This window comes from Vibrio sp. vnigr-6D03 (assembly GCF_002835515.1).
Lineage (GTDB): Bacteria > Pseudomonadota > Gammaproteobacteria > Enterobacterales > Vibrionaceae > Vibrio > Vibrio penaeicida.
In genome coordinates, this window is record NZ_PIZL01000012.1 from 188,886 (window position 1) to 202,999 (window position 14,114).

Annotated in this window: 11 protein-coding genes; 10 read left to right on the forward strand and 1 reads right to left on the reverse strand. The window is 43.6% G+C overall.

Annotated features, from left to right (window positions below):
- The first annotated feature begins 138 nt into the window (after window positions 1-138).
- The 6 genes from CW749_RS08810 (at window position 139) to CW749_RS08840 (ending at window position 6,555) form a co-directional block, all read left to right on the forward strand.
- A complete protein-coding gene (locus CW749_RS08810) occupies window positions 139-1,665 on the forward strand; it encodes a sensor domain-containing diguanylate cyclase (protein WP_101111658.1) in 1,527 nt (508 codons plus the stop codon).
- Between the two features lie 112 nt (window positions 1,666-1,777).
- Window positions 1,778-3,325 carry a sensor domain-containing diguanylate cyclase gene (locus tag CW749_RS08815; protein WP_101111659.1) on the forward strand — a complete coding sequence of 516 codons (1,548 nt, stop codon included), beginning with the start codon at window positions 1,778-1,780 and terminating at the stop codon, window positions 3,323-3,325.
- A 332-nt stretch (window positions 3,326-3,657) separates the two neighbouring features.
- On the forward strand, window positions 3,658-4,215 hold the full coding sequence (locus CW749_RS08820; protein WP_101111660.1) for a DJ-1/PfpI family protein: 558 nt from the start codon (window positions 3,658-3,660) through the stop codon (window positions 4,213-4,215).
- Between the two features lie 372 nt (window positions 4,216-4,587).
- A complete protein-coding gene (locus CW749_RS08830) occupies window positions 4,588-4,896 on the forward strand; it encodes a ribbon-helix-helix domain-containing protein (RefSeq protein ID WP_101111662.1) in 309 nt (102 codons plus the stop codon).
- An 86-nt stretch (window positions 4,897-4,982) separates the two neighbouring features.
- Window positions 4,983-5,630 carry a DUF1007 family protein gene (locus CW749_RS08835; protein WP_101111990.1) on the forward strand — a complete coding sequence of 216 codons (648 nt, stop codon included), beginning with the start codon at window positions 4,983-4,985 and terminating at the stop codon, window positions 5,628-5,630.
- A 7-nt stretch (window positions 5,631-5,637) separates the two neighbouring features.
- Window positions 5,638-6,555, forward strand: coding sequence for a nickel/cobalt transporter (locus CW749_RS08840; protein ID WP_101111663.1), 918 nt, complete (start codon window positions 5,638-5,640; stop codon window positions 6,553-6,555).
- Between the two features lie 67 nt (window positions 6,556-6,622).
- On the opposite strand, the gene CW749_RS08845 is transcribed toward CW749_RS08840, so the two are convergent.
- Complete coding sequence (locus CW749_RS08845) at window positions 6,623-7,540, reverse strand: cation transporter (RefSeq protein WP_101111664.1); 918 nt, start codon at window positions 7,538-7,540, stop codon at window positions 6,623-6,625.
- 238 nt (window positions 7,541-7,778) lie between these two features.
- Here CW749_RS08845 and CW749_RS08850 point away from each other — a divergent pair, with 238 nt between their 5' ends.
- From CW749_RS08850 to CW749_RS08865, 4 genes are all read left to right on the forward strand, one after another.
- A complete protein-coding gene (locus CW749_RS08850; RefSeq protein WP_101111665.1) occupies window positions 7,779-9,938 on the forward strand; it encodes a prolyl oligopeptidase family serine peptidase in 2,160 nt (719 codons plus the stop codon).
- A 301-nt stretch (window positions 9,939-10,239) separates the two neighbouring features.
- Window positions 10,240-11,538, forward strand: a complete 1,299-nt coding sequence (locus CW749_RS08855; protein ID WP_201796999.1) for a phosphatase PAP2 family protein — start codon at window positions 10,240-10,242, stop codon at window positions 11,536-11,538.
- 152 nt (window positions 11,539-11,690) lie between these two features.
- Window positions 11,691-12,080 carry a DUF393 domain-containing protein gene (locus CW749_RS08860; protein ID WP_180958361.1) on the forward strand — a complete coding sequence of 130 codons (390 nt, stop codon included), beginning with the start codon at window positions 11,691-11,693 and terminating at the stop codon, window positions 12,078-12,080.
- A 249-nt stretch (window positions 12,081-12,329) separates the two neighbouring features.
- On the forward strand, window positions 12,330-13,697 hold the full coding sequence (locus tag CW749_RS08865; protein WP_101111667.1) for a YjiH family protein: 1,368 nt from the start codon (window positions 12,330-12,332) through the stop codon (window positions 13,695-13,697).
- Window positions 13,698-14,114 lie beyond the last annotated feature (417 nt).

Here is a 14,114-nt window from a genome sequence, read left to right on the forward strand (position 1 = left end):
CTCGTATAGTACTTAGGTTCGGTATGATCTATCAGTAATTTAGTGAATGACTTAAGTTCAGCCTAAATGCTTGAATCCAGATCGCTATCCATCCTAATTCCCCTATCAAACCTAAGGGCAATATAACAAGAAACTCTGATGTCGAAACTTACCCTTTATCCAATTGCTCTCATAGTAGTATTTCTGGCCCTTGGCCTGTCTCACTTTCACTATCAGGCTGAAAATATCCGTCAATCAACGCTGTCTACTTTGGAAGTACGCTCGAATTTGCTACGCCTGTATGTTCGATTGATGTCTGCGAAAAACACAGCCATGAAAAACTCGATTGAATTAGATGTTCAACAAAAATCGATTCTAAAAGCTCGAGCGGATCTGATTAAAGAAATCACCTACTACCCTGAATACAATACTTATGCTCTCTCGGCGTTTGATCAGCCAAGATTAGGGGATTGGCTTAAAGGTACTTTAACGATGGATGTCCCGATCCAATCGTCTACAGACCCCATTGCTGAAGAGATTGCTGCCGTTTTGTCTATTAATGAGCAAGCGGGTACCGTTATTGATGACCTAAAAATGACGGTTTGGGCGTATTACTTATCAAAGAATCGTTTTCTGTTCCTTTCACCAAAACTCCCCGTCGAAACCTTCCAGTTCAGTGATCTTTTGTATGAAAAGCCTTTTTGGACCAGCTTATTGCCCAAAAGCAATCCGGAACGAAAACAAGTTGTTACTGAGTTGTATGATGATGCCGCTGGGCAAGGATTGATGATCACCATTTCCGATCCTGTGTATCGCGGAGACGAGTTCCTTGGCATTGTTGCGATAGATATTGGAATGGATCTCATGACTTCCTTGCTAAAAGTCGGCCAAGCACCGGGTGAATCCTATTTAGTTGATGAAAACCTGCAATTGACCGCAAGCTTGAGCGAATTTTCTCTGGGAGACAAACTGCCCATTTTGGTTTCAGATACAGGACAAGGTTGGAAAGAATCGAACGAAGGTTGGTTTTACTGCACACCAACCATTAGTAAAGAACTCTTTTTAGTTCATCGTTTGAAAAAGACCACGTTGCTACTAGAAGCAATGAAAGCATCATCGACAGTTTGGTCTTTATTGATGGTGGGTTGTGTACTGAGTATTTTGTCTTTCTTTACCTATGTCTCCGCGAAGAAAAACAAGCAACTTATGTTGGTTGACCCTTTAACAGGGCTCTATAACCGACGTGGCTTTTACTCTTTCATTCAGCCTATTTTCCAGCAATCTCTGCGCAACCAACAGAAATGCGGTTTATTGGTGATCGACATTGACCATTTCAAGAAGATCAATGATAACTTCGGCCACAGTGTCGGCGATGAAGTACTCCGCTCCATTGCCTCTGCTATTAAAAAAGTCGCAAGCCAATCGTCTGTGACCTGTCGCTGGGGTGGTGAAGAGTTTGTAGTGCTTTTACAAGACACTAGCCTTGACCGTGCACACTGGGTTGCGGAAAAAATTCACCTTGCCATCGCAAAAAATCAACACAGCACGAAATCACTCACGGTAACGGTCAGTATTGGTTTAACTGTTAGTTCCCCTGATGTTCAAGTCGACGATATTATGAAAAATGCCGACATGGCACTTTATGAAGCGAAGAAAATGGGCCGTAACCAAACGGTTATCGCGTAAAGCTGAGTCATTTTGTCAGAAATCAGAGACTAAGATGGAGAAGGTTGCTTGTTTCAGCTAAATTTAGAAGAATCCTACACCCAATTTTGAACCATCAGCGGACATCAGTTTAATGAAGAAAAGCTTATACATTCCTGCTCTTTTTTCAGCACTGCTCGCTGTAGTCGGTTTCATTTACTACGAATCTGAAATAGATGAGCTTAGACGCGACTCGGTTAACACGGTAAATGTTCGCGCGGGGCTTTTCGAACAATACTTTAAGCTTATTTCCGCTCACAATACTGGTCTTAGAAACACCATGATCCATTCTTACCATTTTGCGGAAGAAGGGAAAATTAACCTGCCTCAGTGGATAAACAGTATTGAGTATTTCCCCGAATTCGACATCTATGGTCTGTCAGCTTTTGATCATCCCAACCAAGCGTCAAAACTCAAAGGGACGCTGACAATGTTGGAGCCTTTCAATCCAAATAACGACAAACAACGCTTTGAAATGACGGCAGTATTGTCTTTGAATGAACAAATTAGCACGTTGGTCCGTGAACTTGGTGTCGCTATTTGGTCTTACTACATTTCTGCAAACAAATACCTGTTCCTTTCTCCAGAGCTTCCAGTAGCAGAATTCCAAGTAAGCGAGGCCGATTTTGAACGCCCCTTTTGGTTACAAGCACTGCCTTCTGTGAACCCATATGGTAAGCAGTTTGTGTCTGATTTGTACATTGATGGAGGCGGTCAGGGGCTCATGGTGACCATCACCGATCCAATCTGGGTACACGATGAATTTATTGGCGTCGTCGCCATAGATGTTGGGATAAGTAGCTTGGTTGATTTACTTCAAGTCAGCAGTTCGGTGGGGCAATCCTTCTTGATTGACGAAAATCGCCACATTGTTTCATCGGTGACGGACTTTTCCGTGGGCGATAAGATCGACTTTCCCTCCCCTTCTGATGGCATGAATTGGATCGAAGATAAAAATGGATTTTATTTGTGGCGCACAGTGGTTCCAAATGAACTTGACCTCGTGCATTTCGTCAGTAGAGAGCAGCTTCGAGACAAGGGCATCAAATACTCTATGACGGTGTGGACGCTTTTATTCATGGGGATGGTTCTCAGTTTTAGTGCTTATTTCCTTTATGTTGCCTTTCGCAGAAATCAACGACTCATGCGAATTGATCCACTCACAAAAATCCAGAACCGTCGCGGCTTTTTCGATGAGTTGAACAGTGCCTATCCAGGATATGTGAACAGTAAATGTGACGTTGGATTACTGATCTTAGACATAGATAATTTTAAGCCGGTTAATGATACCTATGGACACTTAGTTGGCGATGATGTGTTGATCTCCATAGTGAACCGGATCAGCAATGTTCTTCCTAATATCTCATCCCTTTGTCGATGGGGGGGAGAGGAGTTTATGATTTTTCATCCGTCGTGCTCGGTGGAAGAACTCGAAGAACTGGCAGAAAAAATACGCCATCAAATTAAAGCCATGCCACACAGTGACCTTTCACTTCCTATTACCGTTAGTATTGGCGGCTACTTCGGGCAAACTCAATCTAATTTCAATACGATGGTTCGCCATGCAGATCGCTCACTTTATGCCTCAAAGCATCAAGGAAAAGACCAAGCAACCATTCATTGCAACAACGAAAATGAGTAACTGCGAAGACGAGTGAAGAGCGAGCTCAGAGAAGGGTGGCTATATATGCGAGAAAATTGCTAACCAAGCATACTCACCTGTAGTGCTTATCTTATGAACCTTGGTGGGTGACTTAGTTTAAAATCCATCCTTTTGAAATAACAAATCCGCAACAAGAAAACGACATTGTGAGTGACATCTCGCCTGTAGTATCCAGCTATTACCCATCAATCTCTTTCATCAGCAATCCTGAATACACGACCTGAACTAAAGACCTCGTGCGTTTAATCGATCCGTCTTTTTTCAGCATAGATTTTGTGAGAATAGCTCCTACCAATTAAGAGGAAAATAACATGGCTAAGATACTTCTACTTGCAGGTGATTTCGTTGAAGACTATGAAATCATGGTTCCTTTTCAAGCTCTACAAATGGTTGGTCACACCGTGGATGCCGTTTGCCCTGATAAAGAAGCAGGCGAAACCATCAAAACCGCCATTCACGATTTTGAAGGCGACCAAACATACACTGAAAAACCAGGGCACAACTTTGCGCTAAACGCGTCTTTTGCCGCTTCCGATGCTGCCGATTACGACGCCCTTGTTATTCCAGGTGGTAGAGCGCCTGAATACTTAAGACTGAACCCAGCAGTGCTCTCTCTCATTCAAGCTTTCCACCAGCAAGACAAGCCGATTGCCGCAATCTGCCACGGTGCACAGCTTCTTACTGCCGCTAATGTTATTGAAGGTAAAGGCGTATCAGCTTACCCAGCATGCGCACCTGAAGTAACGGCTGCGGGCGGTCAATACCAAGATATCGGTATGGACGAAGCTTACACAGACGGCAAATTGGTCACTGCACCAGCATGGCCAGCGCACCCAGCATGGCTAGCGCAGTTAAACCAACTTCTGTAGTTAGTAGCTCTGTAACTGGGAGCTACTGACCTTTGATGGTTGTGACTGATTAGGGTCTGTTGAGCTCTAGTAGACAATATAAAACCAATTGATCACAGATATAATTAGCGTGCAAACAAGCATTGCGATTTATAAATCATTGTTATATCACAAAAATAACCATCAAAAAGGTCGTCTACGCGTTGATTACGCGGCGTACTTAACACTTCAAAACTACAGCCAGGCTTTTTTCTGGCTGTTTTTGCTTTATCATCGGACACACAACGACAGAAATTGGCAGAAGGTCACCTTTGCAGGAAGCTTAGGAACCGGTTTGCTTTGGGAATCTTAAAGATTCTAGCTAGATAACCATCTCACAGACGGGAGACGATCATGTGTGAAATATACTCCGGAGCGGAAGAAGAACTTTTTGAATTAAAAACTCGCTCAATCCGAATTGATGGCGTAGTAACCAGTATTAGACTTGAAGCCATTTTTTGGCAAATCATTGAAGATATTGCCAAAAAATCCGAATTATCTATCGGTGCTTTTGTTACGCAGATTTACAAAGAAGTGTTAGAAAAGCGCGGCGAAATCAAGAATTTTGCGTCTTTGCTCCGTGTAGCCTGTACCACTCACCTAAACAACGGTGAAAGAATGACACTTTTCTCAAATATCGTAGCAAAAAAAGAGTTGGTGTAGCTCATCTATACTCCTCTATTGTTATTTTATAACAATTGTCATAGTCTTGGCTGAAATTTAATATAAAACCAAGTCTCATGCTAATGATGAACATCGCGCAGCAAGCGTGTAAATATGCTTGCTGCCTATTCCTGATTTTTCTCTCCACGTCACTCTCGCACGCTCATCCTCATTCTTGGGTCGATATGAAAACGACCGTACTTGGCGAGGGCACTAAAATCTCCGGGTTCTCCATGGAGTGGACTTTTGATGCTATGACAACCGCTTATATGTTAGATGGTGAGGACATGTCTGATCCGGTTCGTGAACAGACACTTAAGCAATTAGCCATGTCTGTTATCGATAACATGCTCTATGAACATTACTTCACCTACTTCTTTGAAGCCGACGAGCCCATTCGCTACAAAGAAGTATTAGACGCACATTTCACTCATCATAGAGGCAAGCTAACTCTTCACTTTAAGCTGCCATTAACTCGGGTAAAAGACACGTTAGGTAAGTCATTAAAGCTCATGATTTTTGAGCCCAGTTATTACGTTGACATGAGTTGGAAGAAAAAGAGCGCTATTCAGCTGAGTGCAAATTTAGAACAACAATGCTCGGTTGAACTCGTTGAGCCCTCCCCAACATCGGAACAAATGGCGTATGCACTTTCGCTCCCCGCAGATGCAGACCCCGATAACACGCTTGGACAACTGTTTACCCAGCACACTTACATTCGTTGCGAGGGCTAATTCGATAATGCATTCTCCTTTTAAGTCTTCTCTATCTTCTCTCAAACCTTACGCGCTCGCCATAAAGCCGTATTCGAAGTGGGCTGTACTTGGCTTGATACTTATCGCGAGTTATCAACTGTGGTTAAGCTGGCCAACCCTAGTACTCAAAAGCATCCAAATTCAAAGAGATTTCAACGGTCAACTCAGCGATCTTCTTTATGATATTCAAGAAAAACGAGAAGGCGCTTTGTGGACTTTTTCTGTCGTCAGTTTGGTGTATGGCATTCTTCACTCTTTAGGTCCGGGACACGGAAAAGTCATTGTAACAACGTACCTTGTCGCTAAACCCACACAAGCAAAAACAAGCTTAATCATCACTATATTGTCTTCGTTACTGCAAGCTTTGGTGGCGATTGCGATGGTTTCAGTCTTGCTTTGGTTATACAAAGCCTCTATGCGTGATGTTCATACCAAAGCTGAATCTGCGATGATGGTGAGCTACTTCTGCGTATTATTGTTCGGCGTTGTTATGATTTATCGTTCAGTCAAGAAGCTAAGAAAGCCTCATCAGTGCTGTCACCACCACGCCCCAAAATTTGCAGAAAACTGGAAAGAGATCATCAGCTTAATCTTTACAATAGGTATTCGCCCCTGCACTGGGGCTATCATGATTTTATTATTTGCTAATATGGTGGGTGTTTATTGGGTTGGAGTGCTAAGTGCCCTTTTGATGGCATTCGGTACTTGCTTAACCACCTCAACGATAGCAATGATGACTTTGGGCGGGAAGAAGCTAAGTGGGCACATATTTGGTGATAAACACCATCACCATAGCCATTCCAAATCCCCTCATTACCTAGCCTTAGCAGGTGGCATCATCCTCGGTTTGTTTGGGCTTTTATTACTCCAATCTGGGGATGTTGCGTTCAGTCGAGTCATTTAAGGCATAAAAAAGGGAAATCATCAGATTTCCCTTTTTGTCGAATGATCACCACGCCCCGAACAGCGTTTTAAACCAGTACCATTTCAACATCAACGAAATTAAATTCGGCATCCAGTGTCCTTTTCAACTGCATCTTAGTATCCGTTACAGAACCCGATGGCTGCCCTGTAAGCTCTTCTAACGCTAAACCGATAATAACTAAGTAACTGCTACCTGTTTTGCTAATATTCAGACTCTTTGCTGATATTCCCTGCGAGGTCAATTTTTCGTTAACCAATGATTCGATTCGTTCATGTTGAACCTGATCTTGTAGCTTTCCTCCGGCTAACTCGATAAAGGCCTCCTTAATGATACCGATGGGCTGCTTAATCATCAGTGTCGCCAATACGACGACCAACAATGCATCACCAATATAGAGTAAGAAATCCCAATCGCTGCCCGCGGGGATATAGCCAATAACAATCAAGACCGCGCCAGTCGATGCCGATAAAACACCATCAATAAACGATGCTTTCTTATCCACTTTAAGCATGGAACTGGCATTGCCAATCCGCTTATTTTGCACATGGTAAAGCAAGGATAAACCCCAGCAAATACATACCATTGCAATTGCGTAGTAAACAATGGGACCCGTTTTTATGGGTGCAATATCAGCCCCCTGGAGGTAAGCGATAATTTTTGTCCCATTGCCAGAAATGGCCGATATGATTACGCCAATGAGAAGTAAGCCTTTCATCATGGAATACAGCGCTTCGGTAACGTACAAACCAAATGGGAAAACCTCTGAACGAACGCTTTTTATCCGAGATATTTTGAGTGCGAAAATGGACGAAACAAACAAAATAAAAGACATATTTCCATCAAGTAAAAGTGCTTCGGATCCTGATAAATAGTAAGTCCACCAACCGCTGAACGCCATCACGAGATTCGCCGCTATTCCCACTTTAATAGACTGTTGCTCGCGCTTAGAAATTGAGTCTTTCATAGTACCTTACGCTTATGAGTTTCACGGGTGAGATACTATCACACCAACCCAACATGCAAACGCTCTCCTTCGTTTACTCAATCAAAGAGATATCTCCACACAAAGCCAGCACTAAGCTCAGTATCAATCAGCGAGCCCTGTTGCAAATAAAATGAACCCACACAAATTCAAACGCCGTACGGTCTGAATTTTGTAGTACATTCCGTCTTTCCCTCAGAGATTTTCTTCAAGGAATCCCATGAAAAATAAGGCGTTCGCAATTGCGGCAGCTGTCGCTATCACCGGCTGTAGTTTGCCTACTGAACCAGAGAATGACACTCCAAAACAGTTTGCTCAACACATCAAAAACATCGCTATAGAATACCCTGTCACCAAGAAAGTGAACGTGGTAGATGAGTATTTTGGCGTAAAGATAAGCGACCCATACCGCTGGCTGGAAGATGACCAAAGCAATGACACCGCTGAATGGGTAAAATCTCAAAATGAGTTAACGTTCGACTATCTAAAGCAAATTCCATATCGACAAAAAATTGAAGACCGTCTCACAGAGCTGATGGACTATGAGAAAGTCGGCAAGCCATTTAAAGAAGGGAAATACACGTATTTCTATAAAAACGACGGTCTGCAAAATCAATTTGTTCTCTATCGACAGGTAGACGATAACGAACCAGAAGTCTTCATTGACCCGAACACATTCAGTGACGACGGCACCACATCAATGGCAGGTATCAGCTTCTCTGAAGATGGCTCCCTTGTCGCCTACCAAATTTCAGAGGGTGGCAGCGACTGGCGCAAAGTGATCGTACTGAATACCGAAACCAAAGAGAAAGTGGGTGACACACTCATTGATGTGAAATTCAGTGGTGTATCTTGGTTGGGCAATGAAGGGTTTTATTACTCTAGCTACGACAAACCAAAAGGCAGTGAGCTTTCTGCTAAGACTGACCAACATAAGCTTTATTTCCATAAGCTTGGCACCAAACAGAGTGAAGACTCTCTGATCTTTGGTGGCACCGACGCTGAAAAGCATCGCTATGTGTACGGCTACACAACGCAAGATGATCGTTATCTTGTTGTTTCGGCCAGTGTCTCCACCTCTGGCAATAAGTTGTTCCTAAAGGATCTGTCTAAACCAAATGCCCCTCTGACGGCTATCACAGAGACAGCGGAATCGGATACCTACGTGATTCACAGCAAAGGCAACAAGCTGTATTTGGTCACAAACCTCAGTGCACCTAACAAGCGCGTTGTTACCGTCAATGCCGAAGCCCCTCAACCACAGAATTGGCAGGATGTGATCCCAGAAACAGAGCATGTCCTTCGTGTTTCAACCGCTGGTGATGCTTTATTCGCGAGCTACATTGCAGATGCCGTGTCTAAGGTGAAGCAATACGATATGCAAGGTAAACTCATCCGCGAGATAGAGCTACCGGGCGTCGGTAGCGCAAGCGGGTTTTCTGGTGACAAAGATGCGACTGAGGTGTACTACACCTTTACCAACTACAAAACACCCGGATCCATTTACTCGTTGAACATTGAATCCGGCGAAAGCACACTTTATCGCCGCTCTACCGCTCCGTTCAAATCGGAAGAATATGAATCGCGTCAGGTTTTTTATTCATCGAAAGACGGAACTCAGGTTCCAATGATCATCACTTACAAAAAAGACACGCCAATGGATGGCACGGCTCCGACTATCCTTTATGGCTATGGTGGTTTTAACGTGAGTTTAACGCCTAGGTTCAGCCCTGCTCGTGCCGCATGGCTAGAGATGGGAGGCGTGTACGCAGTCGCTAATATTCGTGGCGGCGGCGAATACGGGAAAGAGTGGCACAAAGCCGGAACGCAATTGCAAAAGCAAAATGTATTTGATGACTTTATTGCAGCAGCCGAGTACCTCATTGATGAAGACTACACTTCAAGCAACAAACTGGCGGTAAACGGTGGCTCAAATGGCGGCCTGTTAGTGGGTGCGGTGATGACACAACGTCCAGAGCTGTTCCAAGTCGCACTGCCTGCCGTTGGGGTTTTAGATATGTTGCGTTACCACACCTTCACCGCAGGAGCTGGCTGGGCATACGACTACGGCACAGCAGACCAAAGTGAAGAAATGTTCCAGTACTTGGAAGCATACTCCCCTGTTCACAATGTGAAACCCGGTACTGAGTACCCAGCAACAATGGTAACAACAGGTGATCACGACGACCGCGTAGTACCTGCGCATTCCTATAAGTTCGCTGCGGAACTTCAGTCTAAGCAAGCAGGTAACAATCCTACGTTAATCCGAGTAGAGACAAACGCAGGTCATGGTGCAGGCACACCTACGAGTAAAGTCATCGAGCAATACGCCGATGTTTACAGCTTTACGTTGTTTAACATGGGTGTAAGCGCACTATAAGCATGTTATTGGTAAGCCGTCATAGCTTTGGCGGCTTACCTTCGGCGGCCTAACTTTCCCTACTTTACCCCTAAATTCTCAGCACATTTCAATCACCAATCCATCACGTAACCGGTTATCCCAAGGTGAGGTTAAACAACCTGTTATCGAGACAGGAGGTTAAATAGACTCGCGTTCGGGTTTAACGATTGATTCTTCTTTTAAACATTAACGCTGTAAAATATTTAAAGAACTGATTTTACCCCTTATAATGCGCGGCTAAATTTTTAGCCCCATAAGAAAACCAATAGAAGGATACACAATGAAGTTACGTGCTTGCGCCGCGTTTGTAATTGGTGCACTAGGTACAGCGACACCTGCTATCGCAGCGTCCGAAATAACGGATATTCGTTCAGATTCCACAGTGGAAACCGGCGATATGCTGCAACTCGTGATCCCTCTCAGCGGCTATATGGCTGCATGGATGCACGACGATTGGGAAGGGGCAAAACAATTGACCTATTCCGTTTTGGCGTCGCAAATCATTGTAGACACCACGAAGAAAATCGTTGGCAGACAGCGTCCAAGTGGTACTAGCCCTCGTTCTTATCCTTCTGGTCACGCTGCTGCAGGTTTCTCTGGTGCGCACTTCTTGCAAATGCGATACGGTGCAGAATGGGGGGTACCTGCTTACGCAGCTGCTTCTTATGTTGCATACAGCCGAGTTCACGGTAAACGTCATTTCGTGAGTGATGTAACGGCAAGCGCGGGGATCTCCTTCTTAGTTAACCAATACTTTGTTTCCCCATATGCCAATGACGGGGTTTACCTGAATGCTCAGCAAACCGAAGATGGCATGTCACTGAACGTTACGGTTACAGAAGCAGCATTTAATCAAGAGCGCAGTTCAAAAGATCGCATTCAAACCGTTGCGACTCCACTCAAGAACAAAATTGAAGTCGGGTTGGGTTCTCATCTGAATTTCTTCACTGAAGACCTGGTCATGAACCAGAACTTTAGCGATGCGACTCAAGTCGATAAGCTTCAACCTTATACCCGCATTACCTATTCTCGCGAATTGGCTAATAGCAACGCGCTGGATTTCGAATTCATTCCAACAGAACTGCGTGTTACAGGCAAAGCGAAACAAGACTTCAGTTATCAAGATAAAGACTATGCGAAAGGCGAGTCTTTGGTGAGTGAATACCGACACTACATGCTTGGTGGCAATGTATACAAAGGGTACACGCCCTTAGAAAACCTTGATGTAAAATTTGGTTTAGGCGTTTATGCTCACCAATTTGGATACCAAGTCGCCAACGCAGATAGCCTAGGGCAACACGCAAAGCGTGAGTACCTTCGTATTCTCCCAGCGATGACTGCCAGAGCAACCTACACACTATGGGAAAGTGTTGCTGTAACAGGTGAATATCGCTTCCAAAGCTGGGAAAAGAACAGCCACAACACGGCAAAACTGGGGGTTAACTATCAAATCAATCGTGCATGGGATGTGGGTCTGAACTACTTAGCTTCATCCACCAACCTTCCAACAAGTGTAGAATTTGACGAAGTGGGTTACGACAACAGCTCGGTAGAACTTCTATTTTCAAACCGCTTCTAGAACCTCTCATTCACCGAGGTTTAAGCCTGACACCCAAAGCTCCGATATTCTCGGAGCTTTTTTATACCCAAGTAATCTCATGATACTTGGATACAATTGATCATCCGCCAAATTCTTTCGTACAATTATAAAAAATTGGCAATGAGAATATTATGGCACTCACTATTTTCTATGATGGAACATGCCCTTTATGCAAAGCTGAAATGGATCAGCTCAAGCGTTTTGATACCCATCAACGTCTCGTTTTAGAAGATCTTTATCAACCCGACTTTTCACATAAATACCCAAATATCAGTGTCACGGATGCAAATCGGATTCTTCACGCACTAGACGATAATAACCAACTGCTATTGGGGCTTGATGTCACTCAAGCCGCATGGAACGCCGTAGGCGAAAAGCCATGGGTGAATTGGTTAAGAAAACCGTATATCCGTCCAGTTGCCGATTGGGTTTACCTTAGGTTTGCCAAGCATCGGTACACCATTTCGTGGTTGCTTACAGGTAAGCGACGCAACGATTGCGATCAGTGTCGGCTTCCCTGATCTGAGTACACCGTAATCAAATAAACTTTGACCTAGTTATCAATTTTGTATATCTCGCTACTTACATGCAACATTATTGTTACAATACTCCACCCTGAAACCTATTTACCGCCATTTAAACTGAATAATTAAGAATAAACATTGAATAGTATTGCAGTAATAGGTGAAAGCAGTTATTCTTCGCAGCAATGAATGAATACTAATGTTTAGTGAATAATTATTTACTAGCGGTAACAAGAGTATAAAAAGATGGATAACGTAAACACGGTTAGCTCTTCTAAGAGCAAAAAGAACTTTTGGGTCTTCTTGATCCCTTCCTTGCTTGGTCTTTTCCTTTTCATGGCACCTGTCAGTTTTCAAGGTGAACTCACCATTCCCGTCGCTATTTTGGCTGGCGCACTAAAGGACTTACTGGGTGACTTGATTGTTCCTATCATTACCTTTGTGATTGGCTTTATGTCTGTAGCAACTATTTTGAATAAAGTTGCTAAGCCTGCATTTGTCGCGAACAACGCCTTTTTAACTGGGCTATTTGATCCTTCCCTCCTTTGGTTTGCTGTGCGCACTATTGGTGGTATCGCGGTCTTGATGACGTACTTCCAATTTGGTCCAAAATCCATTTGGGAAGAAAATACGGGTGGTCTTGTACTGGAAGGCTTAATGCCAACGCTTTTTGCTGTCTTCATTTTTGCTGGCTTATTGCTTCCGTTACTTCTGAATTTTGGCCTGCTAGAGCTGTTTGGTACATTGCTGAGCAAAATCATGCGCCCACTATTTAACCTTCCGGGTCGTAGCGCGATCGACTGTATGGCTTCGTGGCTTGGTGATGGCAGTGTGGGTATCCTTCTAACCAGCAAACAGTACGAGAAAAAATTCTACACACAGCGCGAAGCCGCAGTAGTTGGTACGACTTTCTCAGCCGTTTCTATCACGTTCAGCCTCGTGGTACTGGCTCAGGTTAACCTAGAGCATATGTTCCTACCTTTTTACGGTGCCATTTGTTTAGCTGGCTTAGTTGCAGCAGTAATCATTCCGCGCCTACCTCCTTTGAGCTACAAGAAAGATCTGTACATCGATGGCAGCGCACCAGAAGCATCCGACAACGCCATTCCAGAAGGTCACAATAGCTGGTCTTGGGGTCTAAACCTTGCTCTAACAAAAGCAAGCAAAGTGAAGTCGGCGAAAGAAGTATGTGTTGAAGGGCTAAAAAATGCTGCCGACATGGTATTTGGTGTACTGCCTGTTGTAATGGCGTTAGGTACAATTGCACTGGTTATCGCTGAGTATACACCAGTATTTTCTATTCTTGGCCAACCATTCGTGCCATTTTTAGAACTGCTGAACATCCCTGAAGCGGCTAAAGCATCTGAAACTATTGTGGTCGGGTTTGCAGACATGTTTATTCCAGCCATTTTGGCGGCTTCTATTGAAAGCGACCTAACTCGCTTCGTTATCGCTGCTATGTCTGTTACTCAGCTTATATACATGTCTGAAGTGGGCGCGTTGCTATTGGGAAGCCGTATCCCAGTTAACATCGCAGAATTGTTCATCATCTTTATTCTGCGCACGCTCATTACGCTTCCAGTTATTGCGGGTATCGCGCATCTGATTTTTTAAGTACAGATTTCTAAGTATAAAGAGTAAAACACACCTAATGCCCCCTGATATTTCAGGGGGCATTTTTGTAATATCCAATACTCTCTTACACTTTTTCTTGTCTTCAATACGACTTCTGGAAAATTGCATAAAATCACTATTATTCATTTAGTTACACATCAATATTAATGATTTCATTATCATTAGTTTTACCGCACCCCGCTCTATTGCCTTCTCTTGTTTGTTTTTTAAAAAGCTCAAATTAAAATGCGTTCAAACATAAACTGTGACAACGAATTGATATAAACGTATCAACCAATTGAATGTCACTTTATTTTTGCTATTAGTTATCTCTTAAGTATGTAGGCTTATCCTTATTATCTTACTTATCAATAAGTAAGATAATAAGTCTAGTACTATTCAGAATGTACGACGTAC